Annotated in this window: 25 protein-coding genes; 16 read left to right on the forward strand and 9 right to left on the reverse strand. The window is 62.5% G+C overall.

Translation table 11 applies throughout. The annotated features are described in order from the left end of the window. The first annotated feature begins 26 nt into the window (after positions 1-26). A complete protein-coding gene (locus RFN28_RS23800) occupies positions 27-773 on the forward strand; it encodes a GGDEF domain-containing protein (RefSeq protein ID WP_320289658.1) in 747 nt (248 codons plus the stop codon). Positions 774-860: 87 nt separating this feature from the next. Here RFN28_RS23800 and RFN28_RS23805 read toward each other — a convergent pair whose 3' ends face one another. Both RFN28_RS23805 and RFN28_RS23810 read right to left on the reverse strand, forming a co-directional pair. Continuing rightward, a complete protein-coding gene (locus RFN28_RS23805) occupies positions 861-2,318 on the reverse strand; it encodes an NAD-dependent succinate-semialdehyde dehydrogenase (RefSeq protein ID WP_320289659.1) in 1,458 nt (485 codons plus the stop codon). 140 nt (positions 2,319-2,458) lie between these two features. Next, positions 2,459-2,674: a helix-turn-helix domain-containing protein gene (locus tag RFN28_RS23810; RefSeq protein WP_320289711.1), complete on the reverse strand. Its 216-nt coding sequence runs from the start codon at positions 2,672-2,674 to the stop codon at positions 2,459-2,461. A 167-nt stretch (positions 2,675-2,841) separates the two neighbouring features. Here RFN28_RS23810 and RFN28_RS23815 point away from each other — a divergent pair, with 167 nt between their 5' ends. Next, complete coding sequence (locus RFN28_RS23815) at positions 2,842-3,510, forward strand: hypothetical protein (protein ID WP_320289660.1); 669 nt, start codon at positions 2,842-2,844, stop codon at positions 3,508-3,510. A 793-nt stretch (positions 3,511-4,303) separates the two neighbouring features. On the opposite strand, the gene RFN28_RS23820 is transcribed toward RFN28_RS23815, so the two are convergent. Continuing rightward, positions 4,304-5,140 carry a universal stress protein gene (locus tag RFN28_RS23820; protein ID WP_320289661.1) on the reverse strand — a complete coding sequence of 279 codons (837 nt, stop codon included), beginning with the start codon at positions 5,138-5,140 and terminating at the stop codon, positions 4,304-4,306. A gap of 168 nt (positions 5,141-5,308) precedes the next feature. Between RFN28_RS23820 and RFN28_RS23825 the strand changes: the two genes are divergently transcribed. Continuing rightward, a complete protein-coding gene (locus RFN28_RS23825) occupies positions 5,309-5,707 on the forward strand; it encodes a c-type cytochrome (protein WP_320289662.1) in 399 nt (132 codons plus the stop codon). Positions 5,708-5,742: 35 nt separating this feature from the next. Continuing rightward, positions 5,743-7,323, forward strand: coding sequence for a bifunctional aminoglycoside phosphotransferase/ATP-binding protein (locus RFN28_RS23830; RefSeq protein WP_320289663.1), 1,581 nt, complete (start codon positions 5,743-5,745; stop codon positions 7,321-7,323). A gap of 36 nt (positions 7,324-7,359) precedes the next feature. Here RFN28_RS23830 and RFN28_RS23835 read toward each other — a convergent pair whose 3' ends face one another. After that, positions 7,360-10,050, reverse strand: a complete 2,691-nt coding sequence (locus RFN28_RS23835) for a bifunctional acetate--CoA ligase family protein/GNAT family N-acetyltransferase (protein ID WP_320289664.1) — start codon at positions 10,048-10,050, stop codon at positions 7,360-7,362. A 152-nt stretch (positions 10,051-10,202) separates the two neighbouring features. On the opposite strand from RFN28_RS23835, the gene RFN28_RS23840 reads away from it, so the two are divergent. The 6 genes from RFN28_RS23840 to RFN28_RS23865 all read left to right on the forward strand — a co-directional run bounded on the left by RFN28_RS23840 (position 10,203) and on the right by RFN28_RS23865 (position 15,146). Then, the gene (locus tag RFN28_RS23840) at positions 10,203-10,589 is read left to right on the forward strand and encodes a DUF302 domain-containing protein (RefSeq protein ID WP_320289665.1); all 387 of its coding nucleotides are present in this window, start codon (positions 10,203-10,205) and stop codon (positions 10,587-10,589) included. A gap of 12 nt (positions 10,590-10,601) precedes the next feature. Then, positions 10,602-12,548 (forward strand): heavy metal translocating P-type ATPase, encoded by a 1,947-nt coding sequence (locus RFN28_RS23845; protein ID WP_320289666.1) that lies wholly within the window; start codon positions 10,602-10,604, stop codon positions 12,546-12,548. Further along, on the forward strand, positions 12,475-12,924 hold the full coding sequence (gene trxC, locus RFN28_RS23850) for a thioredoxin TrxC (protein WP_320289667.1): 450 nt from the start codon (positions 12,475-12,477) through the stop codon (positions 12,922-12,924). Before RFN28_RS23845 ends, trxC begins: the two co-directional genes overlap by 74 nt. Positions 12,925-13,163: 239 nt before the next feature. After that, positions 13,164-13,886 (forward strand): SAM-dependent methyltransferase, encoded by a 723-nt coding sequence (locus RFN28_RS23855; RefSeq protein WP_320289668.1) that lies wholly within the window; start codon positions 13,164-13,166, stop codon positions 13,884-13,886. A 249-nt stretch (positions 13,887-14,135) separates the two neighbouring features. After that, positions 14,136-14,522 carry a hypothetical protein gene (locus RFN28_RS23860; protein WP_320289669.1) on the forward strand — a complete coding sequence of 129 codons (387 nt, stop codon included), beginning with the start codon at positions 14,136-14,138 and terminating at the stop codon, positions 14,520-14,522. 33 nt (positions 14,523-14,555) lie between these two features. Beyond that, complete coding sequence (locus tag RFN28_RS23865; protein ID WP_320289670.1) at positions 14,556-15,146, forward strand: NAD(P)H-dependent oxidoreductase; 591 nt, start codon at positions 14,556-14,558, stop codon at positions 15,144-15,146. Positions 15,147-15,159: 13 nt separating this feature from the next. Here RFN28_RS23865 and RFN28_RS23870 read toward each other — a convergent pair whose 3' ends face one another. Both RFN28_RS23870 and RFN28_RS23875 read right to left on the reverse strand, forming a co-directional pair. Further along, positions 15,160-16,143 carry a zinc-dependent alcohol dehydrogenase family protein gene (locus tag RFN28_RS23870; protein ID WP_320289671.1) on the reverse strand — a complete coding sequence of 328 codons (984 nt, stop codon included), beginning with the start codon at positions 16,141-16,143 and terminating at the stop codon, positions 15,160-15,162. Positions 16,144-16,221: 78 nt separating this feature from the next. Then, positions 16,222-16,392, reverse strand: a complete 171-nt coding sequence (locus RFN28_RS23875) for a hypothetical protein (protein ID WP_320289672.1) — start codon at positions 16,390-16,392, stop codon at positions 16,222-16,224. A 216-nt stretch (positions 16,393-16,608) separates the two neighbouring features. On the opposite strand from RFN28_RS23875, the gene RFN28_RS23880 reads away from it, so the two are divergent. Together RFN28_RS23880 and RFN28_RS23885 are read left to right on the forward strand one after the other, a co-directional pair. Then, entirely contained in the window at positions 16,609-17,253 is a 645-nt protein-coding gene (locus RFN28_RS23880) for a helix-turn-helix domain-containing protein (protein ID WP_320289673.1), read from the forward strand. 48 nt (positions 17,254-17,301) lie between these two features. Next, positions 17,302-17,817 (forward strand): GNAT family N-acetyltransferase, encoded by a 516-nt coding sequence (locus tag RFN28_RS23885; RefSeq protein WP_320289674.1) that lies wholly within the window; start codon positions 17,302-17,304, stop codon positions 17,815-17,817. A gap of 9 nt (positions 17,818-17,826) precedes the next feature. Here the strand turns inward: RFN28_RS23885 and RFN28_RS23890 are convergent, their stop codons facing one another. Both RFN28_RS23890 and RFN28_RS23895 read right to left on the reverse strand, forming a co-directional pair. After that, entirely contained in the window at positions 17,827-19,002 is a 1,176-nt protein-coding gene (locus tag RFN28_RS23890; RefSeq protein ID WP_320289675.1) for an acetate/propionate family kinase, read from the reverse strand. A 41-nt stretch (positions 19,003-19,043) separates the two neighbouring features. Beyond that, complete coding sequence (locus RFN28_RS23895; RefSeq protein WP_320289676.1) at positions 19,044-21,425, reverse strand: phosphoketolase family protein; 2,382 nt, start codon at positions 21,423-21,425, stop codon at positions 19,044-19,046. A gap of 378 nt (positions 21,426-21,803) precedes the next feature. Between RFN28_RS23895 and RFN28_RS23900 the strand changes: the two genes are divergently transcribed. The 4 genes from RFN28_RS23900 to RFN28_RS23915 all read left to right on the forward strand — a co-directional run bounded on the left by RFN28_RS23900 (position 21,804) and on the right by RFN28_RS23915 (position 25,151). Beyond that, positions 21,804-22,772 carry a helix-turn-helix domain-containing protein gene (locus tag RFN28_RS23900; protein ID WP_320289677.1) on the forward strand — a complete coding sequence of 323 codons (969 nt, stop codon included), beginning with the start codon at positions 21,804-21,806 and terminating at the stop codon, positions 22,770-22,772. Between the two features lie 146 nt (positions 22,773-22,918). After that, on the forward strand, positions 22,919-24,436 hold the full coding sequence (adh, locus tag RFN28_RS23905) for an aldehyde dehydrogenase (RefSeq protein ID WP_320289678.1): 1,518 nt from the start codon (positions 22,919-22,921) through the stop codon (positions 24,434-24,436). 65 nt (positions 24,437-24,501) lie between these two features. Next, complete coding sequence (locus RFN28_RS23910) at positions 24,502-24,840, forward strand: DUF779 domain-containing protein (protein WP_320289679.1); 339 nt, start codon at positions 24,502-24,504, stop codon at positions 24,838-24,840. Between the two features lie 95 nt (positions 24,841-24,935). Beyond that, a complete protein-coding gene (locus RFN28_RS23915; protein WP_320289680.1) occupies positions 24,936-25,151 on the forward strand; it encodes a DUF1858 domain-containing protein in 216 nt (71 codons plus the stop codon). Here the strand turns inward: RFN28_RS23915 and RFN28_RS23920 are convergent. Next, a complete protein-coding gene (locus tag RFN28_RS23920; RefSeq protein ID WP_320289681.1) occupies positions 25,148-25,852 on the reverse strand; it encodes a Crp/Fnr family transcriptional regulator in 705 nt (234 codons plus the stop codon). The genes RFN28_RS23915 and RFN28_RS23920 overlap by 4 nt on opposite strands. Positions 25,853-25,968 lie beyond the last annotated feature (116 nt).

A 25,968-nucleotide genomic window follows, 5' to 3' on the forward strand; every position in this document is an offset into this window, starting at 1 on the left:
CAGTGCGTCCAAGAGGAGATTGGCCCGTGAGCAGACAAACGCAGACCCCGCCGGTTCGGACATGGAAGCATGTTGTCTGGCTCCCGTTGCTGGGCACCGCCGCCTGCGTCGGTCTTTCGCTCGGGCTGAATTATCTGCTCCTGTTCAGCGACGCGTTGACGCCGTTCGGCCGCAGCATCGTCACCGCGACGCTTTTGCCGATCATCATCGGCCTGCCGCTTTTTGCCCTGCTCGGCTGGAGAGAGGTCGAACTGCGCCGCTACCGGCAGGAGCTCACCAGGGCCGGCACCTACGACCGGCTGACCGGATGCTTCAACGGCTCCGTGTTCACCTCGATGGTCGACAGAAGGGCGGCGAGGCCGTCCGGGCCGCGCTCCGGCGCCTTCCTCGTCATCCACCCTGAGCATCTTTCCTCGATCAACCTGCGCTTCGGTCTCGAATGGGGCGACGAAGCCTTGCGGCTCATCGCCTCGGCCATCAGGTCCTCGGTGCGCAAGGACGATCTGATCGGCCGCATCGGCACCGCGATGTTCGGCGTCTTCCTTCCCGGCGCGAGCGAGCAGGACGCGAAGGAAGTCGGCAACCGCATCCGCGAGGCAGTCGGGCAGATCTATTTCGCCCCGAAAGGCGACAAGGACGTGCTCGCCATCCGCGTCGGCGGCGTCGTCTTCGAGCATGAGCTGGCTTTCGAGGACATGTTCCGCTCGGCAGAGGAAGGGCTGTCCGAATTTCAGGACGAAACCGACTTTCAGCTGTCCCATTTCAACAACTGAGCCGGGGCGGTCGACAGCCGCAACAACATGCCCGGCAGGGTATCCCGGCCGGCAAAGCTCAGGAACTGGATTTAGTCCGTCTGTTCTTCAGATGCCGCCCATGCAAAGATATTTCATCTCAAGGTAGTGCTCGAGGCCATGTCGGGATCCTTCCCGCCCGATGCCGGACTGCTTCATCCCACCAAAGGGCGCGGCTTCCGAGGACATGCGTCCCGTGTTGATCCCCACCATGCCGTATTCCAGGGCCTCCGCCACGCGCCAGACGCGCTTCAGGTTCGATGCATAGAAATAGGCGGCGAGGCCGTAGATCGTGTCGTTGGCCTCACGCACGACCTGATCGGCATCCTCGAAGCGGATGACCGGAGCCAATGGCCCAAAGGTCTCCTCTTGCGCCACCGCCATTTCGCTGGAGATGTCGGTGAGGACCGTCGGCTGGAAAAAAGTCCCGTCCCTGCCAATCCGACCTCCGCCACACCGGACCGCGCCGCCTTTTCGTAGGGCATCGGCGATGTGGGATTCGATCTTGGCCAGAGCTCGCTTATCGATCAGCGGGCCGATGGCGATACCGGGATCGAAACCGTCGCCAACCTGAAGCTGGCGGACCCGTTCCACGAACTTGTCGACGAACTCGTCATGAACACCCGATTGCACGTAAAGGCGATTCGCAGAGACGCAGGTCTGGCCGGCATTGCGGAACTTCGCCTGGATTGCCCCGTCCACGGCGGCATCTATGTCGGCGTCGTCGAAGACGATGAAAGGCGCATTGCCGCCCAGCTCGAGGCTGACCTTCTTGATCTGGTCCGAGCATTGGCGCATGAGCAGCCGCCCGACCTCTGTCGATCCGGTGAAGCTGATCTTGCGCACTTTGGGATTATGGCAGAGCTCACGCCCAACCGCGGCGCCCTCGGAGGCGTAGACAAGGTTCACTACACCGTCGGGGAAGCCGGCCTCGGCGGCGAGCGCAAACATGGCGCCCGCTACAAGCGGTGTTTGCTCGGCAGGTTTCAACACGATCGCGCAGCCCGCTGCCAATGCCGGCGAGATCTTGCGCGCCACCATTGAGGCGGGAAAATTCCACGGCGTGATCGTGCCGACGACGCCGATCGGCTGCTTGATCACCAGCATGCGGCGGTCTGTCGACGGCGCCGAGATCGTCTCGCCGTAGATGCGGTTGGCCTCCTCGGCGTACCATTGCAGATACGCGGCAGCATGCGATACCTCCGATTTGGCTTCGGCGAGCGGCTTGCCCATCTCCGCGGTGAGGATCGCAGCAAGGTCGTCGGTGTGGGTCACAATCAGCTGATGCCACTGCCACAGTATTTCGCTGCGCTCGCGGGCTGTTAGTGCCGCCCATTCAGCCTGCGCGACATAGGCCTTATCAATCGCTGCGCGCGTTTCCTCGACGCCCATGTCAGGAAGTTCCGCCAGCAGTTCACCGGTCGACGGATTGAAGACCTCGAACGTACGCCCGCTCACCGATGTGCCGAGCGCTGGCACGCGGTCGATCGCGCCAAAGCGGTCAGGGGCTTTCAAATGGCGGGTCATCGGCAGGCACAGGGGCAATACCGGCTTCCTCCTCAAAGAAGTTGACGTGTATTAATGACGCGAACTTGTATTCGGCACGCCTGCGCCTTTTCATAGGGCCTGGGACAGACGGCGGTAGACCCACCCATGAGATCAGTCGGTCACGATCGCCGCAATCTGACGCCCGGCTGGTTGCCGTTGGTGAATTCCACGCCCCCGGACTCAAGAACAGCACGGATCTTGTCCTGGGTTTCGGCGGACACGACGGGAGCACGCAAACTGTTGCTCTCACAGCGTTTTATTGTTGGAATAGAGACGCCAGCCCGTCGGGCAAGTTCCGCTTGTGAGAGACCGATCAATGCTCGGGCCGCCCGCATCTGTGCCGCTGTTACCAATTTCTATTGATCCCTTTAGATCATTCCGTTATGATCCAAAGGTATCAGTGATACCCTTGGGCCTTCTTTGGTCCGGGGACGCGGCTAGACGCGGTGTTGGCGCACCGTGCCTAGCCTGGCCACAACCTAAGCTTCTGGGAGCTCGGATCATGGGTGATTCCGACAATACCACGACTTTGCCCCGCGTCACTCGCGGGAGGTTACTTGCGGCAACGACAAATGCAAAGGCGAGAAGGCAGCCAAGAGCGTTTGCCTGTGATGAGTCGGAAATAGACCAATCCGCCGATCCTGCTGTGGCGGTGTGGTGCAAATGGAAGGCTGCCCACCACCAGACTGAACAGCTGTGCCGTCAGCAGCAGCGCCTGGAGCGGCAACTCGTCGAGAGGGTCGGGTTTCCTTGCGCGACCATCCGGCTGCGCGACGGCGAGAGCGTGACGCTGCATTCACTTAAGGCGATTCTCGAAGTGCTCGATCTTGGTCCGGAAGAGGCTGCAAAGCGCTCGGAGGCTGAAGCCGATTTTGCCGCTCATCAGGCGCGTTGGAATGCCGCCGACAGGAAAATTGGCTATTCAGCGACATTGCGTGCGGAGTGTGAGGCTGCCGACCGAGCGGAGGACCTACTTGAGGCATTGTCCAAAACCCCCGCCACTTCCCTAGCGGGTGTCATAGCCAAATTTGACGCCGTGCTGATGGAAGGAGAGGCTTCGGAAGACGATGCCGAGTTTCCTTGGCCACAGATTCGTTCGGCGCGCGATGACCTGATCCGCATCGGCAAGGAAGAGGTGCCCGAGCAGGTGTTTCCCAACGAGATCCGTTAGCGGCAACCTCCCCGAAGGCAGGAAGAGACGGACGTCCCTGTTGTGCGCGGCACTGACGGAGGGGCGGCATGAAAAAGCTCACCGACGCAGCCCAGATCGTCATGAAACGCGTTCCCGATTGCGGCGAGAAGGTAGATTAATCCAATGCCCGCCCGGCGCAACGATCCTTGGGAGGAGATGAACACAGCTCGTATCTTATGCGAGCGAGCGGAAAACGACGGCAAATGGCGGCATATAGGCCGTTCCGGATTTGCGGGGAAACAGCGAAACTTGGTGAATGTCTAAGAAGCGAACCCACTACATTCTCATACGTCGCGGGCGTATACGACCGGACGACCCTTTACTACTATGCCACCCCTTCGCTGCCATCCTGCATCGGCGGCGGGCAAGTACCACTTTGCCAACCGGACGCTGTCATCAACAACTCTCCCAAACGTGCTCCGGTCATCGAGGCCGAGATGGACGTGTTCGAGGCGTGGTCCCGCGATCCGTTCGATGAGCCGTTCAGGTCATGCCGATTATTTGACAAGGAGATATCCGCTATGACTGCCCCCCAATCTTCCCACGGGCCACGCCCGGCCCTCCAACTCCGCGAACCTGGGGCTCCTAAATCAAAGAAGGACGGACACTTTCCCCAGGCATTCTCAAGCTCATGGCCAAAAGGGCTGGCAGTGCGAGAGAGGTTTGAACTCGGAATTCCCGTCCGGGAAAAAGCTGGGCGAGTTGAATATATCAAGGCCGGTGACCGCCGGCACCGGCTTCGAACCGAAGAGGTATCTTATCCACGAACACCTCAACGGGCCATAAGAACGGGCAGGCTGGCGCCCTCGATCATGGACTTGGTCACCCCGCCGAAGATGCGCTCGCGCAGTCGGGAATGGCCGTAGGCACCCATCACCATGAGTTCTGCGCCGGTATCGATAGCATGCTGGCGAAGAACATCGGCGATCGAACGGTTTGAGCTCGGCAGGCGGTCCACCGTGACCTTCACGCCGTGCCGGGCGAGATAGGCTGCCACGTCCGCTCCCGGCTCCGCCCCATGGTGGCGCTCGTCCTCGATCGGGTCGACCATAACGACGCGCACCTCATCGGCGCCCGCCAGGATGCCAAGCGACTCCCGCACGGCGCGCGAAGCTTCCAGGTTGGCGTCCCACGCAACAAGGACGCGTTTCGGCTTCAGCGTTGCACGCGTTGACTTTGGCACGAGCAGGATCGGTTTCCCGGACGAGAACAGACCACCTTCGATGACCTTCTCCTTGAGCATATGACTTGCAAGCAGGTCCGGGCCAACAACGGTCAAATCGGCATAGCGGGCGCGCCGCCCAATCACTTCGTCCGCCCAAGCGGCGTCGGGATAGTCGCTGCTGACATCGGCGGACACGGCACTTTCCGAAAGCAACCTGGAGACGGCCGAGGTTCGCTTCTCCAGCATTTCCATCTCGGCTTCTCGCTCCGCGAGCCAGGCTGGCGAGACGACTGCTGCGTATTCTCCTCCCGAAGGAGGCGCGGCAATCACGAGAACGAACACGGAGAGATGGGCATGGATCTCTTCGCATAAACCGGCAGCATGCTTCAGATCGCCGTCCCCCTGATGCGCTCCTGTAACCGTGAGCAATGTTTTGAACGGCATGGCGGCAACTCCCTGAACGAAGAAGATTACAGAAGGTTCAGCAATAGCGAGCCAGTGGAAGTCCTTCCTTGCGCTGAATCAAAACCGATCCCTTCGCGAGATTGATCCCGATCAACGTGCGCTGGCGCCGCACGCTCTAGGCTGACATTGGTAGTTGGAGGCCGATCAATGAAGCTCTGGATCACGATGGGTTTCGCGGCGCTGACCCTGAGCGCTGCGGCGGCACAGCAAATGAGCAACGGAGCGCAGGAGTATATGAATTCCTGCGCGGTCTGCCACGGCGTGGACGGCAAGGGCGACGGACCCCTGGCCGACACGTTGCGGAAGCGTCCCGCGAATCTGACGACGCTTACGAGACGCAATGGCGGGGAATTTCCCTACTGGCGGGTTTTCGCGACGATCGACGGCCGCGGCATGATACCGGAGCACGGCAAGCGCGAGATGCCGGTCTGGGGCGACCAGTTCCTGCCTGACGATGTGAAGCGGTACGGCCCGTATGGCGGACAGGCCGTGACCACGGAACGCATCCATAACCTCACCGGTTATGTTCAGACGCTCCAACGCTAGCAAAACTCACGATGGTGCAACCAAGGGCGCAGGCTATGATCGTTGAGAACCAGGATGCCGTGGTTGATAGGTTGAAGGATCCTGCTACCTATGACGAGGCTGGCCCGGTCGAGACGATCGAAACCCACATTTCCCGTATCTTCCTGGTCGGTCGACGCGCATTCAAGCTGAAGCGGGCGGTCAAGCTGCCCTATGTCGATTTTTCGACGCCTGAGCTTCGGCTCTCCAGTTGCGAAAAGGAAGTGGAGCTGAACTCCAGGACGGCGCCCAGCCTTTACCTCGGCGTCCGCCGCATCACGCGCGAAGGAGACCAGCTTGCCCTGGACGGGCCGGGGGAGCTGGTCGACGCCGTCATCGAAATGGTTCGTTTCAATCAGTCGAAGCTTCTCGACAGCGTAGCCGCCGCGGGCAAGCTGACGCCTGCGCTAATGACGGAAGTGGCGAGCATGATTGCGCAATATCATCGCGGCGCCGAGGAAATCCACATCGGCAGCGGGTCGGCGAACATCGGCGGCGTGCTTGAGATCAATTCGGCCGGATTTGCAACAAGCCACGTGTTCGACCCGAAGGAGATCGAAGCGCTCAACGACGCGTTTCGCGCCGCCCTCGCCCGCCATGCCAGCCTGCTCGACCGGCGCGAGGCGGCAGGCCGGGTTCGTCGCTGCCACGGCGACCTGCATCTGCGCAACATCTGCCTCTTCGATGGCGAGCCGCGCCTGTTCGACTGTATCGAATTCAACGACCGGATCGCCACCGTCGATGTGCTCTACGACCTCGCATTCCTGTTGATGGATCTGTGGCATCGCGGCTTTCCGCAGTTCGCCAATCTGGTGATGAATCGCTACCTCGACGACGGCGACGACGAAGACGGCTTCATCCTGCTGCCGTTCTTCATGGCGGTCCGGGCCGCGGTGCGCGCGCATGTGACGGCAACACAGATCGAGGAAGGCAGTTCAGACTCCGCAAAGCTGATTGCCGAGGCGCGGTCCTATTTCGAGCTCGCGCGAGCCTTGCTCGCCGAGACGCCATCCCGGCTCATCGCGATCGGCGGCCTGAGCGGCACGGGCAAGACGACTGTCGCCGAGGCGCTTGCCGCTCGCATCGGCGCGCCGCCCGGCGCCCGGATCGTCGAGAGCGATCGCATCCGCAAGGCCATGCATGGCGTGGCGGCCGAGACGAGGCTGCCTAATAAGGCCTACCGGCCCGGCGTATCGGAACGCGTCTATCGCCAGATCGCCTGGCGCGCGGAGCTTATCCTTGCCGAAGGCGGCTGCGTCGTCGCCGACGCTGTCTTCGACAAACCGGACGACCGCGACAGGATCGAGCGCGTCGCTCGGGACAGGGCAACTCCTTTCGCAGGATTTTGGCTGACGGCCGATCCGTCCGTTCTCTGGCGTCGGGTCAGCGAGCGCAAGGGTGGTCCCTCCGATGCCACGGTCGATATCCTGTCGCGGCAATTGCAACGCAATGCCGCCGGTCCATTGACCTGGCGCAAGATCGAGGTAGACCGCAAAGTCGCCGAAATCATCGCCGAAATGGCGACCTTCGTTGAGGGCACTGCTTCATCTCCAGTCGGCTTCAGGAAGACGGGATCGCACAACCAGACCGCCGCCTAAAGCGCGTCGCGACGAAACGGATTGAGGCGACGCGCTTTAAGTCTGTGTTTTGACGTCCAGCGTCGCCACTGACAGGCCGGGCTCGCTGGAGTGATGCGCGACCGAGAAGCCGAACTCCCGGCACATGGTGAGCATCTTGCGGTTTTCGTTGAGAATCATGCCCTCGATCCGGCCGATACCCTCGGCCCTCGCATAGTCAATGATCTGTTTTAGCAGGTCCCATCCCAGCCCATGACCTTGCAGGTCAGTACGCACGAGCAAGGCGTATTCGGCGATCCTGTGATCCGGGTCGCAGGAAAGCCTGCCGATTCCGGCGAGCGCTCCCGTGTCCTTTTCCAGCGCGACGAAGGCGATATCGCGATCATAGTCGAGCTGCGTGAGCCGCTTCAGCATCTGGTCCGGGAAGTTCTTGCGCGGCGAGAGGAAACGCAGCCGCAAATCGTCGGGCGAAATCTTCGCCAGGAACGCGGGATAGAGCATCGCGTCGGCCGGCATGATCGGCCGGATGTGGTAGGAGAAGCCATCCGATGCAAAATCCCGGCTCCATCCCGACGGATAGGGTCTTATGGCGAGGGCCGGGTTGGGCGCCGGTTCATCCACGCGCCGCGGGTCGATTTCGATGCGGGCGTCTAGTGCGATCACGCCTTCGCCGTCGGCCAGCAACGGGTTGATGTCGAGGGAGACCAGACAAGGGAAGTCGACGATCATTTGCGACAAGCCGTTCAGCGCTGCGATGATCGCGGCTCGATTGGCGGGCTTCTGATCTCTGTAGCCCGCGAGCAGGCGACCTATCCTCGTCGCGTCGATCAGGTCTTCGGCCAGCACGCCGTCGAGCGGCGGCAGGGCGATCGCGGTGTCGTTCAGAACCTCGACCGCGGTGCCGCCGGCGCCAAACAGGATGATGGGGCCGAACATCGGATCGAGGTTCATACCCAGGATGAGTTCCTGCGCGTGCTTGCGCACGACCATCGTTTGCACGGTATAGCCGTCCACCTTCGCATCGGGCGCCCGTGCACTCAGGCGGGCCTCGATCGACTTCGCGGCTTCTCCAGCCCCGGAGGCAGTCGCAATGTCGAGGACCACGCCACCGATATCGGATTTGTGTGAAACCGCCTTCGACAACAGTTTGACGACCACTCTTTCGGAGCTTTCCAGAAGCTGGCCGGCAGCCTGCGCCACATCCGGGGCTGAGCGAGCGACAATGGTTCTCGGCACTGAGATACCGTAGGCGGCGATCGCCGCCTTTGCTTCCGGCTCCGTCAGCATGCGTCGCCCTTCGCCTGCAACCTGGCGGAAAATCGCATGTGCCGCAGCTTTCCCGCTGACGGGGTCTTCACCTTGGCTCGGAGGCGTGCGCAGGAGCGCCCGCTGAGCCCGCGACCATTCGCTGAGATAGGACGCCGCGATCGCCGCATCCTCCGGCGTTTCGAAGCTCGCGATGCCGGCTTCCGTCAGGATGCGCCGTCCCTCACGCGCTGTATGCTCGCCGAGCCAGCATGCAAGAACCGGTTTTCCTGCGATCTCGCCCTCGTCGCCGAGCTCCGCGACTTTCCTGGCCGCGTCGGGCGAGGAACCGAGCCCGGTCGGACAGTTCATGACCATGATGACGTCCGCTCCGGGATCCGCCGCCAAGGCTTCGAGCGCCGCCCCATAGCGTTGCGGCGCCGCATCGCCGACGATGTCGACCGGATTTGCATGCGACCAGGTCGGTGGGAGCAAGCGGTTCAGTCGCTCTATCGTCGACGGCAAGAGCTCAGCCATCTCGCCGCCACGGTCGATGAGCTTGTCGACCGCGAGAACGCCGGCGCCGCCGCCATTGGTGAGGATGCCGACACGGGCCCGCTCGAGCGGAGCATAGCGCGCGATCGTCTCGGCGGCATCGAACAGTTCGGCGAGATCTTTCACGCGCAGCACTCCCGCTCGCCGCAAAGCTGCGTCCACCACCCTGTCCGCGCCTGAGAGCGCGCCGGTGTGGGTCGCGGCCGCCTTGGCTGCCTGCTCGTGCCGGCCGGGCTTGATTGCGATGACCGGCTTGAGGCGCGCCGCCGCCCTCGCGGCCGACATGAATTTGCGTGGGTTGGGAATGCTTTCGAGATACATCGCGATCGCCCGCGTGTGGAAATCGCCCGCCAGCATGTCGAGGCAGTCACCAACATCGACGTCGGCCATATCGCCCAGGGAGACGATCCGTGAAAAGCCGACATTGTTTTCGGCCGCCCAATCGATGAGCGACGTGGCAATGGCGCCGGATTGCGAGATCAGCGCAATGTTGCCGGACCGGGCCGCCATGTGGGCGAAACCGGCATTGAGCTTCACGGGAGGAACCATCAGCCCGACCGTGTTCGGCCCGATGATGCGCATGAGCGAGGGCTTTGCCGCATCGAGCATCGCCTGGCGCAGGCCGTTTTCACGCGTCAGTCCCGCCGTGATGACAACGGCCGCGCGTGTCCCTTTCTCGGCCAGATCGCGCACGACGCCGGGAACGGTGTCGGGAGGGGTCACGATCACGGCCAGATCTGGAACGCCCGGAAGATCGGCAACCTTCGCGTAGCAGCGGCGGCCGGCCACCTGCGAATGTTTGGGATTGAGCGGCCAGATATCGCCCTCGAAGCCGCCGCTGACGATGTTGTCGAAGACAACGCGACCGACCGAGCCGATGCGCTCGGTCGCGCCGACGACGGCGACGGATCTTGGCGAGACGGCGTATTCAAGATTTCGGATTGTCATCGAGGGAGCTCCTTGCCGCCCACATTCAACGATAGCGTCGAGCATTCATTGCGCTGGATCAAAGCTCCATGCGTCCTGTCGCGGTTAGCTGACGGGACGCCGCTCGCAACCTGCCGCTTCTGGCAAGGGGTCCGTCGTCGAAGGAGAACCCGATGAGCTATTATCTCAGCAAAAGCCTCGACATGCCGTTCGACGCGGCAATCGAACACGTAACCAAGAAACTTGCCGACAAGGGCTTTGGCATCCTGACAAGGATCGATGTCCAGCAGACGATGAAGGTCAAGCTGGGCGTGGATTTCAAGCCGTACATGATCCTTGGCGCCTGCAATCCGCACTTCGCATGGCGTGCGCTGCAGGCCGAGGACAAGATCGGCGCAATGCTGCCCTGCAACGTGATCGTGACAGAAACCGAGCCCGGGAAGGTCGAGGTGGCGGCCGTCGATCCGGCTGCCGCCATGGGAGCCGTCGACAACCTGAAGCTTGCAGCCATTGCCAGGGATGTCCGGCTGCTGCTTGCGGAGATGATCGGCGAACTTTGACGGTTGCCGCATATGAACGAACCGGTGTTACGGCGCGCGCTGCTGGCCATAGCCATCCTGGGCCTGGGGTTTGGAATCGGCGTCTGGCAAAGCGGCATCGGCTCGATCCAGCCCGACGCAATCTGGACGGCCGCGACCCTGCCTGTGGTCGTGACACTTGCCATCTCGATCTTGCGGGATTTCTGGATCGGCCGGATCGGCGTCGATGCGATCGCGCTCGTCTCGATGTCGGCAGCCCTGCTGCTTGGACAGTCTTTGGCGGCGATCGTCATTGCAATCATGTATGCCGGCGGCACCGTGCTCGAAGATCTTGCACGCGGGCGCGCAGAACGGAATCTCAGGGCTCTCACCGACCGGGCGCCGCGTGTGGCGCATCGAAAATCTGAAGACGGCAAGGAGACTGTTCCAGTCGACCAGGTGGCAGTCGGCGACGAGCTTTTGGTGCGCGCAGGCGAGTTGCTGCCCGTCGACGGGATCCTGATCGACGATTCTGCCCTGCTCGATGAGTCGGCTGTCATCGGAGAGCCCCTGCCGGAGCGGCGGAGCGCCGGCGACGCATTGCGCAGCGGCACCGTCAATGCCGGCGAGGCCTTTGTCATGCAGGCCTCGGCTGTTGCCGACAAGAGCACCTATGCCGCGATCGTGCGTATGGTCGCCGCCGCGCAGACCGCCAAGGCGCCTTTCATACGCATCGCCGATCGCTTCGCCCTGTTGCTCCTCCCTGTCACGCTGCTGGTTGCCGGCATCGCCTGGTATCTTTCCGGCGACCCGATCCGCGCCCTTGCCGTATTGGTGGTCGCCACGCCTTGTCCGCTGATCCTCGCGGCGCCCGTTGCATTCATCGGCGGCGTGTCGCGCGCTGCCCGCGCCGGCATCCTGATGAAGGGCAGCACGGCGCTGGAGGCACTCGCCCAGATACGAACCGCAATCTTCGACAAGACAGGCACCTTGACGATCGGCGGCGCCGAGCTCATCGAGATCGATGTCGCGCCGAACCAGGAAGCCGACGAGTTGCTGCGGCTTCTGGCTTCGCTGGAACAGGCTTCGCACCACGTCCTTGCGGATTCGATCGTCCACACCGCGCGCCGTCGAAACCTTGTGCTTTCCCGGCCTCGTGATGTCCGCGAACATCGCGGGGAAGGCCTGGAAGGTCGGATCGATCAACTATCGGTCGCGGCGGGGTCCAGGTCGCTCGTCCTTGGAGACAGGTCGCTGCCTCAGTGGGCGAAAAGCGGCGAGGAGCGGTACCGCAACGCGCAAGCGCTCAGGGTGTTTCTGGCGCTCGATGGCGAGCTCGCCGGCATTTTCACATTCGAAGATGCGATACGAGAGGATGCACGCGACACTGTCCGCGGATTGCGTTCGGCCGGCGTGGCCCGGATGGTCATGCTCACCGGCGACGACGGCACGACGGCGGAGAAGATTTCCGCTTCGCTCGATCTCGATGCCGTGATTGCCGACGCCACGCCGGCGGACAAGGTCGCAACGGTCGAAGCCGAGAAGGCCATGGCGCCGACCATGATGGTGGGCGACGGCATCAACGACGCCCCGGCTCTTGCCGCGGCGACCGTAGGCATTGCCATGGCGGCCCGCGGCGGGACGGCCTCGTCGGAGGCGGCGGATGTCGTCGTCCTGACCGACAGGCTGCAGCCGGTTGCAGACGCGTTGCGGATCGCCAGGCGTACGCGCGGGATCGCCCTGCAAAGCATCGTTGCCGGGCTGGCCCTGTCAGGCGCCGCGATGATCTCGGCCGCCCTGGGGCACATAACGCCGGTGGCAGGAGCGTTGCTTCAGGAGGGCATAGACGTCGCGGTTATCCTCAATGCATTGCGTGCGCTTGGCGACTGGCATTTCGAACATATACGAAGCGAGAAAGGTGAAGGCCATGACGCAGGAAAGGCTGGTGGTTTGCACCAAATGCAGCGCGATCAATCGCCTGCCGCTCACCCGAAATGGTAGCGATGCGAAGTGCGGAAAGTGCGGCACCCGGTTGTTTTCGGGTCACCCGGAAGACATGGACGCCGCGAGGTTCGATCGTCAGATCGGTCGCGGCAGCCTTCCTGTTCTCGTCGACGTCTGGGCTCCCTGGTGCGGCCCGTGCAAGATGATGGCGCCGGCCTATGAAGCTGCCGCCAGGGCACTTGAGCCTGACGTTAGGCTGATCAAGCTCAATTCCGATAACGAACAGGCCATCGCCGCAAGGCTCGGCATTCGCGGCATTCCGACCATGATCCTGTTTCATCACCAGCGTGAAATCGCGCGCGTATCGGGAGCGATGAGCACGACCCAGATCGTGAACTGGGTTCGCAGCCACGTGCCAACAGGCACAAGCTGAGCTTAAGCAAACTGACCGATTTCAGAATCGGTCAGTTTGCTAGAACCAAAAATCCTTCGCCGCCTTTCTCGCGTTGGCAGCCGTGAAAATATGGTTGCCACACTTGCTCCAGTTCGTGAGTTGCGCGTCGGTCGGGTGAAATCCACTCTGGCCTTTAAAATTTGGGTACATTGGTGACTCACCGAACCCATTTACACACCAAAGGCGTTTCTGCAGTGGACATCCCCCGGATCTTCAGCGTGACCGAAAGCGCTCATCGCATCCATAACCCATTCACACCCGAAAAGCTCGCCACTCTCGGCGCGGCGTTGCGCCTGGAACCAGAGACCCGTGTGCTGGACCTCGGCAGCGGTTCAGGCGAGATGCTGTGCACTTGGGCACGCGATTACGGGATTAGCGGCACCGGTATTGACATGAGCCAGTTGTTCACCGAGCAAGCGAAGCTGCGCGCTGAAGAACTCGGGGTCGCCGATCGAGTCGAGTTCATCCACGGCGACGCCGTGGGCTATGTGGCTGACGAAAAGGTCGGTGTAGCAGCCTTTCTCGGTGCCACGTGGATCGGCGGAGGAGTCGTCGGTACCATCGAGCTTCTGGCGAAGAGCCTCCACACCGGAGGGATTATCCTCATCGGCGAGCCGTACTGGCTGCAGTTGCCGCCCACGGAAGACGTTGCCAAGGGATGCCTTGCCGGTTCGATCTCCGACTTTCTCGTGCTTCCAGGACTTCTCGCGTCTTTTGGCACCCTCGACTACGACGTTGTGGAAATGGTTCTGGCGGACCAAGACAGCTGGGACAGGTACGAGGCGGCCAAGTGGCTCACCATGCGCCGGTGGCTCGATGCGAATCCCGACGACGATTTCGCGAAAGATGTTCGAGCCCAACTGACCTCGGAACCCAAACGCTATGCCGCGTACACGCGCGAATACCTGGGCTGGGGCGTGTTCGCGCTGATGGCGCGGTGATGTAAGGCAGTTGGCATTCGGCGGATTGCTAACTGTTGTGCCGCGCAATGGATGGTGCGGCGCTCGGGGGCAGCCCCTCGAGCACCGCCTATTTCCCGTCCGTCAAATCATCTCGTCCCATTGCCGCTCCCTGCGCAGCCTTTCAGCCGACTTGGGAATCCACTTTGTCAGCAAGACCTAAGGCTCGTTTGACCCCGATCAAGGTCACATCCGGTCGCTGCAATAGGAATGGCTTCGAAGGAGTTTGCCATGACCACTTTGCACGACCTCACCCCGAAATTCAGGAACATCCGCCTGCTTCTCGCCCGCGAGAAGGATCATCCCGAAGGCGACCGTGAGGAAGGTTACGATGTGCTGGCTCCACTCACCGACGAAGGACGGCTGGATGCCGAGGAATGGAAATCGCACCGGGCCTTCTGTCGTGTCCGCCGCTTCCGCACCGGCGAAGAGGATCTTGTCGGCCGGCTGCGCCGCAAGCCGGGCGGACAATGGTACTTCGACTACGCCGAGGGCGATCGTGACGACGAAGTCGGCTTCCATCTCGGCGAGGAGCGTTTCGTGACCGGCGAGTACGTCTCCATAAAGCGCAACGGAGCCGTGCACACCTACCAGGTTGCCCGCGTCGAACAGCCTTAACCGTTGCAATCGCAACCCGGCCGGGGCCACGCCATGCCGCGCCGCATATTCGTTATCGTCGGGCATCCCGACCCGTCTCCCGATCGGCTTTGCCGAGCATTGGCTTCCGCCTGTGCCGAAGGCGCGGAACGGGCTGGCCATGTCGTTCGCAAGATCGACCTGGCTCAGCTGCAGTTTCCGATGCTTCGGACAATGCACGAGTTCGAGCACGGAGCGATCCCCGACAGCCTCGAGGAGGCTGCCGAAGCGCTCGCCTGGGCGCAGCATGTGGTCATGGTTTTCCCGCTTTGGCTGGGGACCATGCCGGCCATGCTCAAGGCATTCCTGGAGCAACTCATGCGGCCGGGCACCGCGTTCGCCTATCCCGACAAAGGCGCCGGTTTCGCCAAATCCTTGCTGCGCGGCCGCTCCGCGCGGCTGGTGGTGACGATGGGAATGCCCGCGCCTGTCTACCGCATCTGGTTCCTCAGCCACGGCATTGCCGGCATGCGACGCGGCATCCTCAACTTCGTCGGCATCAAGCCGGTGCGCGAGAGCTTGTTCGGCATGGTCGCGAACGCCAGCGACGCGAAGCGGGCAAGCTGGATCAAGTCGATGCGAAGGCTTGGCGAGCGCGCCGCGTAGTCGCCGACGAAGATTACGGCAGCAGCACCGCGGCCCCGCTCAATCTGCCCATACGCAAGTCATCCAGCGCCTGGTTGGCCTGATCGAGCGGATATGTCTTCGTATGCGTGCGGACCTGCGCGCGCTGCGCAACCGGGAAGAACTCCTCCGCGTCACGGCGGGTAAGGTTGGCGACCGACACCAGTTCTCTTTCTTCCCAAAGAAGTTTGTACGGCATCGACGGAATGTCGCTCATGTGGATGCCGCCGCAGACCACGCGGCCGCCTTTGCGCACAGACCGCAGCGCGGCCGGCACCAGCGCGCCGACCGGCGCGAAAATGATCGCGGCGTCAAGCTCGACGGTGGGCCGTTCATCCGAGCCCCCTGCCCAGACCACTCCTAGCGAGCGTGCGAAATCCTGAGCCTGGATGTCTCCTGGCCGCGTGAAGGCAAGAACCTCGCGCCCCTGCCAGATCGCGACCTGTGTGATGATATGCGCGGCAGCGCCGAAGCCAAAGATGCCCAGCCGGCTGCCGTCGCCTGCCTTCTTCAAGCAGCGCCAGCCGATCAGACCTGCGCATAAGAGCGGCGCCAGCGACACCGGGTCCGCTGCGGCATCGAGTTCGAACGCGAAACGCTCGTCGGCAACGACGTGGCTGGCGAAGCCGCCGTCCCGCGTGTAGCCGGTGAAGAGCGGCTGGTCGCAAAGGTTTTCGGCACCGGCGGTGCAATAGGGGCAGCGTCCGCATGTGTGCCCAAGCCAAGGGACACCCACTCTCTGCCCGATTCGAGACCGCGGCACCCCCTCGCCGGCCAGATCGACGATGCCAACGATTTCGTGGCCTGGCACGAGCGGCAGCTTTGGTTGCGGCAAATCGCCGTCCACGACATGCAGGTCGGTCCGGCAAACCGCACATGCCTCCACCTTGAGCCTGATCTCACCCGGTTCCGGCGTGGGATCGGGGCGCTCGACGAGGTTCAAAGGCGTGCCGGGCTTTTCCAGCACCATTGCCTTCATGACGCTTCCCCGGTTTCTCGCAAGACGGACAGATGGACCCGGACCGCTCTGGAAAACGCGCTGGTCCGGCACCCGTTCCTATCGGGAGCGCCTGATCCTTACCGGGAGCGGCCGGACATGGCGGCCGAAGCCATCGCTTGGAGAGGCGCGCCTGCTGCTCCCGCCGGTCTTTTCGAAATAGAGTCCCGCACCGGCAAGATAGGCAAGGCCGAGTATTCCGGCCCAGATGACGATGATGTCTGCAGTCATGGTCAGATTCCTTTGGTTGGTTCCAACCGAACATCGCAAGGCCGATTCAAGGGGACATTGATCGCGGTCAATCACACCAGAGCAAATGGTTCATCGCGGCAGACCGAGCGCCGCCAAGGTCTATCTCTAAGTAGTTTCCCCTAGGGACATAACCGAATTTCGGCGCGGCGGGATTAGCGCGATTGCTGTTGTCACGGATCAACCGGGAAGACAGCCATGCACGCTCAAGCAGCCGCCAAGATCGAACTGCAGTCATACCTGCCCCGACAGAGCCCTTCGCCTGCCTTCGACGGAGCGACACTCAATCCGGTCAGCTTCTTCCAGGCGGGTACCGAAATCTACGCTCAAGGGGAAAAGGCCGGCGCCCTTTACCAGGTCGAATTCGGCGCCGTTCGCATCTATCGCCTGCTCGCTGACGGCCGCAGGCAGATAAGCGCCTTCCATCTGGCGGGAGAAACATTCGGTTTCGAAGCCGACGCCACCCACCACTTCTTCGCCGAGGCAATCAATGCGACCGGCGTGCGCGTCTTCCGCGCCTCCGGCACGGACATGTCCCGCCAGCTTCTGCCTCTGGCGCTTAAGGGACTGACAAGGGCGCAGGAACATCTTCTCGTGCTCGGCCGCCAGAATGCCATCGAACGCGTCGCGGCCTTCCTGCTCGACATGTCTGAGCGTCAGGGCGGCTTGCGGCAGGTGGACCTGCCGATGTCGCGCAACGACATCGGCGATTACCTCGGCCTCACCATCGAAACCGTGTCGCGCGTCTTCACCCGCCTGAAGGAGAAGGGCGTCATCCGCCTGGTAAGCCTGCGCAGCATCGAGGTCCTCAAGCGGGAAGCACTGCTGGCAATGGGCGAATAACGGCAATTCGAACGGCCACAAAGCGCCAAATCTTGGGAATGGACGACGATGAACGACACACTTACCACCCACACTGGATTTCGCTTCGAAGTGCGCCGTGCACGTCTTGAGGACGAGCCGACCGTGGCCGAGTTCTTCACCCATGTGACGCACGAAGATCTGCGCTTTCGCTTCCTTGGAGCGGTCAGGGAAGTCTCGCATGAGCGCCTGGTCGCAATGACACGTTCCGACGATCCACATATCCATAACTTCCTTGCCTTCTCGACGGATGGAATGTTGATTGCGGTCGCAACGCTTGCCAGCGATCCGGCCGACCGGCGCGGCGAAGTCGCGATCTGCATTCGCCAGGATCGCAAGCATCTCGGCGTCGGCTGGGAATTTCTCGGCTATATCGCGCGATATGCCGAAGAACACGGTATCGAAACGATCGAGTCGATCGAGAGCCGCGAGAACCGCGCCGCGATCGAGGTTGAGCGCGACATGGGCTTCACCGTCTCTACGGACGCCGATGATCCGACGCTTGTTCTGGTGCAGCGGAAGCTCCGCAAGACGTTGGCCAGGTAGTTTCCGGAATCAGGTTGTTTCGAGGTTCAGCAGCTCGGTGGCCACCGCACGTTCCTCGTCGGCCGGAATGACAAGGATATCGACCAGCGAATTCGGAGCATTGACCCGTTCCTCGCCGCTCCTGTTCAAGTCGTCATCGAGGGTGACGCCAAGCCATCCGGCGGCCGCGCAGATCCTTTGCCGGATCACAGGAGCATGCTCGCCAATGCCCGCCGTGAACACGAGCGTGTCGAGCCCTCCTATCGCGGCCGCGAGCGATCCGATCTCACGTCCGGCGCGATAGACGAAGAGGTCGACGGCGCTTGCCGCTGCGGGGTCGCTCGATGCGAGCAGGGTCTGCATGTCCCCGGAAATGCCGGATACGCCCAACAGGCCAGACCGCTCGTAAAGCAGGTCGGTCAATTGATCGGACGACAGCTTGCGGTCCTTAAGAAGGTGCAGAAGCACGCCGGGATCGATCGCGCCGCAACGCGTGCTCATCATAACACCATCGAGCGTCGAAAAGCCCATGGTGGTGGCGTGACTTACGCCCGCCTTCATCGCGCACAGGCTCGCCCCGCTGCCGAGATGGGCGACAATCGCCCGACCGCCGGCGCCTTCGCCATAGCGGTCACGGAGCTTCGCGGCGATGTGGCTATAGGAGAGCCCGTGGAACCCATAGGAAACGACGCCCTGTTCCGACATCTCGCGCGGCAAGCCATAAAGCTTGGCGAGCTCCGGCCGAGCCTGGTGGAAGGCGGTATCGAAGCAGCCAACCTGCTTGGCCTCAGGCAGAAGCTGACCGGCCAGATCGACGATTTCGAGGTTGACCGCCTGATGGACCGGAGCCAGCGGCTCGAGCCTATGCAGGGCATCGAGCGTGCGCTGATCGAGCCGGGTCGCGCTGGCAAATTCCCGACCGCCATGCACGATGCGATGTCCGACCTTGCCGACACGGCGCAGCAGACCGCGGTCAGCGAGAAAGGATGCAACAGCTTCGAATGCCTTGGCAACGGCGATTGGTTTGTCTCCGAGGCTCCTGTCGAACTCCGCCGATGAATCAGTTGACGCGACGTGAAGTCGCGGCTGGTGCCCGATCGACGACACACTGCCGCGGACCAGAAGGCGAAGCTCACCGCCCTCTTGAAACACGGCGAACTTCAGGCTCGATGAGCCGCCATTGAGGACGAGGATCGCATCCTTCATCGTCTATCGCCGCTCTGCTCGACGCGCCGCCTCGGCATCGGTTACGGCTCCCATTTCCAGCCGAGGATCTCGGGCATGTCCTGCCCGTGCTCCCTGATATAGGCCCGGTGCTCGATAAGCTTGCCTTCCATGGCCTGCTTCAGCCGGACATGCGCGCCGGCCGGCTCGGGAATGCGATCGAGCACGCTCAGCACCAGATGATAGCGGTCGAGCCCGTTCAGCACCGTCATGTCGAAGGGCGTCGTCGTCGTCCCTTCCTCGTTGTAGCCGCGCACGTGGATGTTGTCGTGATTGGTCCGCCGATAGGTCAGGCGATGGATTGTCCATGGATAGCCGTGGTAGGCGAAGATGACGGGTTTGTCCCTGGTGAAAAGCGCGTCGAACTCGCGATCCGACAGGCCGTGGGGATGGTGCTCCTTGGGCTGCAGGGTCATCAGGTCGACAATGTTGACCAGCCTGATCTTGAGCTCGGGAATGTGGCGTTTCAGAATTTGGACGGCAGCCAGGGTCTCCAGCGTCGGCACGTCGCCGGCACAGGCCATCACCACGTCCGGCTCGGCCCCGTGGTCGGTCGACGCCCAATCCCATATGCCGATGCCGGCCTTGCAGTGAACTTTCGCCTCGTCGATGGACAGCCACTGCCAGGAATTGGCTTTCCCCGCGACGATGACATTGATGCGATTCCATGTCTGCAGCACATGATCGGTCACGCAAAGCAGGGTGTTGGCATCCGCCGGCAGGTAGACGCGCACGACATCGGCCTTCTTGTTCAAGGCCACGTCGATGAAGCCTGGATCCTGATGGCTGAAGCCGTTGTGCTCCTGCTGCCAGACGTGGCTGGACAACAAATAGTTCAGCGAAGCGATCGGTCTCCGCCAGGGAAGCTCCCGGCAAGCATCCAGCCATTTCGCATGCTGGTTGAACATGGAATCGACGATATGCGTGAAGGCTTCGTAGCAGGAGAAGAAGCCATGACGTCCGGTGAGCAGATAACCTTCCAGCCAACCCTGACAGGTATGCTCGGATAGAATCTCCAGAACCCTGCCCTCCCGGCCGAGATGGACATCCTCAGGCAGGATTTCTTCCATCCAGGCGCGCTCCGTCACTTCGAAGACGTCCTGCAGCCGGTTCGAAGCCGTCTCGTCCGGACCGACGATGCGGAAGTTCCCGGCGTCCGCGTTCAACGACATGACATCGCGCAGGAAGCCGCCCATCACACGGGTCGCCTCCGCCTTGACGCTTCCGGGGCGCTCGACCGCGACGGCGTGCCGATCCATGCCAGGCAGTTCGAGCGACCGGCGCAGCAGGCCGCCATTGGCGTGGGGATTGGCGCTCATGCGCCTGTCGCCTTGCGGCGCGGTGGCGCGGATCGCCGGCACGGGAGCGCCCTCGGCGTCGAAAAGCTCCTCGGGCCGATAGCTTCTCAGCCACTCCTCGAGCATCTTCAGATGCGCAGGGTTTTCCGCGAGGCCGGAGAGCGGAACCTGATGGGCGCGCCAGAAACCCTCGGTCTTCAGGCCGTCCACCTCCTTGGGGCCGGTCCAGCCCTTGGGGGTCCGCAGCACGATCATCGGCCATTTCGGCCGGTACCGTGCTGTGGTGCCGCCGGCGCGGGCCGTGTCCTGGATCACCTTGATGTGGTCCAGCGCATCGTCGAGCACGACCGCCATCCGCTCATGCATCGAGGCCGGATCGTCGCCCTCGACGAACAGCGGCTCATAGCCGTAGCCGACGAACAGCGCACGCAACTCGTCTTCAGGGATGCGGGCAAGGATCGTGGGATTGGCGATCTTGTAGCCGTTGAGATGCAGGATCGGCAGCACCGCGCCGTCGTGCGTCGGGCTGAGGAACTTGTTGGAATGCCAGGAGGTGGCGAGCGGCCCGGTCTCCGCCTCGCCGTCTCCAACCACGCAGGCGACGATAAGATCCGGGTTGTCGAAGGCCGCGCCATAGGCGTGGGAGAGCGCGTAGCCAAGCTCGCCGCCCTCATGGATCGAGCCCGGCACATCAGGCGCCGCATGGCTCGGGATGCCGCCCGGAAAGGAAAACTGCCGGAAAAGCTTCCTCATTCCCGCCTCGTCCAACGCGACATCCGGATTGATCTCGCTGTAGGTGCCTTCGAGATAGGTGTTGGCAACCATGGCAGGTCCGCCATGGCCGGGGCCGCAGATATAGATGGCATTGGCGTCACGCAGCCTGATTGCGCGGTTGAGATGCGCATAGATGAAGCTGAGGCCCGGCGAGGTTCCCCAATGGCCGAGCAGCCTGGGCTTGACGTGCTCCAGCCGAAGGGGCTCGCGAAGCAGCGGATTGTCGAGCAGGTAGATTTGCCCGATGGTCAGGTAGTTGGCGGCACGCCAGTAGGCATCGATGTCGTGCAGCTCGTCTTCGGACAAGCGATTGGTGCTGGGACGCTCGGTCATTTCCGACTCCTTCGCTGGTTCAAACCGACCCCGGCTGAAGCATAACGCGTCGAGGCTGCCACCGGTTCATGACCGGCCGGTGTCAAGACTGGTCGTCACCGAGCTATACGGCGGAGAAGGACCGAGCTTTGATCCACCGCAATTGGCGGGCCGCGGCGACCTTTGGCTGTCGTTTTTGTTCTCGATCAATGACTGCCAATCTCGCGCCGGTAGGCTTGAAAGCATGAACCGATGGGCATGATCCTTCTGTCGAATTGACGAGTGTGCCGATTGAAAGCAAAAACGGGCGCGGGAACAAAACAGCCCTGAGGCAGGGCTGGCTCGGAAGCCGGAAGGCAGACCGATTTTGGGAGGAACTGTGGGGTTGGGAGGATAAGCATGGGCGAGGAGTTGTCCGGTCATCATGCCGACCGCATCCAGGCCGCGATCGCTTCGGACGCCGCCGCGAAATCCGCGCTGGTCGCCTCCTGGCGGCGGTCTTCCAATCTGCATCGGCTCGATCCGGCCGACTGCAGTCCGCCACGCTATCTGTCGGAAACGGAGCTCCGGGAGGCCCGACAGCGGATCGAGCCGCTCATCCGCGTTGCCCAATCGAGCCTGGACCGGCTCTACCTTGCCGTCGGCGGCGTTGGATGCTGTGTCCTTCTCGCCGATCGGGAGGGCGTGCCGGTGGAACGGCGCGGCGCGCCCACCGACGACAAGACCTTTCATGCGTGGGGCTTGTGGACAGGCTCCGTCTGGAACGAAGAGAGCCAGGGCACCAACGGGATCGGCACTTGTCTGGTGGAACAGCGGCCGCTGACGATCCACCGCGACCAGCATTTTCATACGCGCAACACCGGGCTGAGCTGCACGACCGCTCCGATCCACGACCACGAGGGAGAGCTCGTGGCCGCGCTTGACGTGTCTTCCTGCCGGGCCGATCTGACGGAAGCCTTTACCAATCTCATTTCCGTGGCCGTCGTCGACGCAGCGCGCAGGATCGAAGCCGAGAATTTCAGGATGGCATTTCCCAAGGCGCGAATTGTGCTCGCGCCGGCGACCGAAAAGAACTCCGGTGCGTTGATCGCGGTTGACGCCGACGACCTTGTGATCGGTGCGACCCGCTCGGCGCAGCTGGCGCTTGGCATCACGAGGAAATCCCTCCAGAAGCCAATCCCTGCCGCCGATCTGCTTGGTTGGACGCCGAGCGGTACCGAAGTCCTCGCGGAAGCGGAGCGCGGCGTCCTGCAGCGGGCGCTGGCGCGGACAGGCGGAAATGTCTCGGCTGCGGCCGAGGCGCTCGGGATCAGCCGCGCGACGCTTCACCGCAAGCTCAATCGCCTGGACGTCCACAAGTCTCACTGACCTCTCGAATCCTGACGCGACTGTCGCAATTGTGCGACACATGCCGCCCGCCCGCGGTCCTCCAGGCGGTGACAAGAAGCGCCGATTTCGCAAGTCTTTGCTCCGAAGCGTCGCATCCCGCGACGTAAGCTTCGGGAGGAAGACACATGAACAAGATTGAGTTCTCACGCTCCGTCAAGGCGCCGTTCAACAAGCGCTACGGCAATTTCATCGGCGGCAAATGGACCGAGCCGCATTCCGGCCGCTACTTCGAAAACTTTTCGCCGGTGAACGGCCAGCTGCTGTGCGAGGTGGCGCGCTCGGACGCAAAGGACATCGAAACCGCCCTGGACGCCGCGCATGCCGCGAAGGACGCCTGGGGGCGCACCAGCGTAGCCGTGCGGTCGCTCATCCTCAACCGCATCGCCGACCGCATGGAAGAAAACCTCGATCTCCTTGCCTGCGCCGAAACCTGGGACAACGGCAAGCCGATCCGTGAGACGACTGCCGCCGACCTGCCTTTGGCCATCGACCATTTTCGCTATTTCGCCGGCGCCTTGCGCGGCCAGGAGGGCAGCCTTTCGCAGATCGACGACGATACCGTCGCCTATCATTTCCATGAGCCGCTCGGCGTGGTTGGCCAGATCATTCCGTGGAATTTCCCGCTGTTGATGGCGTGCTGGAAGCTTGCTCCCGCGCTTGCAGCCGGAAACTGCGTCGTGCTGAAGCCGGCCGAGCAGACGCCGGCCGCCATCATGCTGTGGGCCGATCTTATCGCGGACCTGTTGCCGCCGGGCGTGCTGAACATCGTCAACGGCTTTGGCCTCGAGGCCGGCAAGCCGCTCGCCTCCTCTGCGCGCATTGCCAAGATCGCGTTCACCGGCGAGACCACGACGGGCCGGCTTATCATGCAATATGCCAGCCAGAATCTGATACCCGTCACGCTGGAGCTCGGCGGCAAATCGCCCAACATCTTCTTCAAGGACGTTGTTGCCGAGGACGACGATTTCTTCGACAAGGCGATCGAAGGCTTCGTCATGTTCGCGCTGAACCAGGGCGAAGTCTGCACCTGCCCGAGCCGCGCGCTCATCCATGAGTCCATCTACGACACCTTCATGGAACGTGCCCTCAAGCGCGTCGAGGCGATCGTGCAGGGAGATCCGCTCGATCCGGCAACGATGATCGGTGCGCAGGCGTCGTCCGAGCAATTGGAAAAGATCCTGTCCTACATCGACATCGGCCGGCAGGAGGGAGCACAGGTGCTGACCGGCGGCGCACGCAATGTGCTGCCCGGCGATCTGGCCGGCGGCTATTACGTGAAGCCCACGGTGTTCAAGGGCAACAACAAGATGCGCATCTTCCAGGAGGAGATTTTCGGGCCGGTGGTTTCGGTCACGACCTTCAAGGACGACGACGATGCGCTGCAGATAGCCAATGACACGCTCTACGGCCTCGGCGCCGGCATCTGGACCCGCGACGGCAACCGTGCCTATCGCTTCGGCCGCGCGATCCAGGCCGGCCGCGTCTGGACCAACTGCTACCACGCCTATCCCGCGCACGCCGCTTTCGGCGGCTACAAGCAGTCCGGTATCGGCCGCGAAACCCACAAAATGATGCTCGACCACTACCAGCAAACCAAGAACATGCTGGTCAGCTACAGCCCAAAGAAGCTCGGTTTCTTCTGATCGCCTCCCAGGCTCATAGGCGCGGCTCGGAAGGGCCGCGCCTATGAATGGAAATGGGGAACCCCATGCGAGCGAAGGTCACTGCAACGCCGGCAGCCCTTGAACTGATCGCCGAGATTGTCGCCGAGCATGGGCCGGTGCTGTTCCATCAATCCGGCGGTTGCTGCGACGGCTCCTCGCCCATGTGCTACCCGCGCGCCGGCTTCATCGTCAGCGACCAGGATGTTCTGCTCGGCCACATCGCCGGGGCGCCCTTCTACATCGGCGCATCGCAATTCGAGGCCTGGAAGCATACCGATCTCATCATAGACGTGGTGCCTGGCCGCGGCGGGATGTTCTCGCTCGACAATGGGCGGGAGAAGCGGTTCCTGACACGGTCGACGATCTGCACCGTCGAAACGTGAGAAGACAGCATCGGACTGCTTCCTCTTTGTCTCCGCGCAACGAGCATCCAGGAAATCGGATGCAACATGTCCGCCTGCGAATGCGGACATGAAGCATGAAACGCAAACTGAGCGACGATGCAACGATGGACGGGATCATGCGGGCGACGCCGGCGGCGATCCGCGTCGTTCTCCAGCACGGCATGCTCTGCGTCGGCTGCCCGATAGCTTCCTTTCACACCGTTTCCGATGCGGCGCGCGAGCATGATCTGGACGAGGACCAACTTCGCCGCGACCTCGAGGCAGCGATCAAAAGCAGTGACGTGGATTAGCTTTTCGATCCACGCCCTTCGGCGACCACAACGAGCCGATGAGGCTCGACGACGACAACCTTCTGGCGCCCGCTTTTGACCAGCCCCTGGTCTTCCCAGGCCGAAAGCAGCCGGCTTACCGTGTGAAGCGTCGTGCCCGTCATCTCCGCGATGTCCTGGCGCGAAATCGGGAAATCGATCAGGATCCCTTCCTCGGTCTTCCTGCCCGATTGTTTGACCAGCTTGAGCAATGCATTCGCAACGCGTTGTTCGACCTGCTCGGTGGACATTTCGATGACGCGCATGTGGGCATCCTGCAGCCTGCTTCCCACCATCTTGTAGGTGTTGGCACTGAAGCTCGGAAAGCTCGTCGCGAATGTCGGCCAGAGATGGCTTGGCCAGGCAAGCACCACGCAATCGACGGCGGCGACGGCATTTGCCGGATAGGTCGTCCGGCCCAGCGCGCCGGCGATCCCCATCAACTCGCCCGGGCTTATGTATCGCACGGTCACCTCGTGCCCGTCCGGAGTCGATTTTACCACGCGCACATGGCCGTCGAGCAGCAGGAAGAACGAATGGGCCTCCTGCTCCTGCTCGAACACCGGCTGATCCCTGGCGACCCGCATCGACCTTGCCTGTCCGACTATGCGATCGAGGTCGGCGGCGGCGATCCCCTCGAAGACGGACAGTCCGGCAATCAGTGATCGATCAAGGCTTGCCAACTGGCTTTTCTCCCCGGCTTCAACAGTGCGACGCGCTCAAGGCACCGACCGGACTTTGTCACGGACGGCGGCCCGTCCACAAGTGAAGCCTCCCATCGCGGCCGCCATTCACTCAC

The sequence above is a fragment of the Mesorhizobium album genome (assembly GCF_033977205.1).
Lineage (GTDB): Bacteria > Pseudomonadota > Alphaproteobacteria > Rhizobiales > Rhizobiaceae > Mesorhizobium > Mesorhizobium album.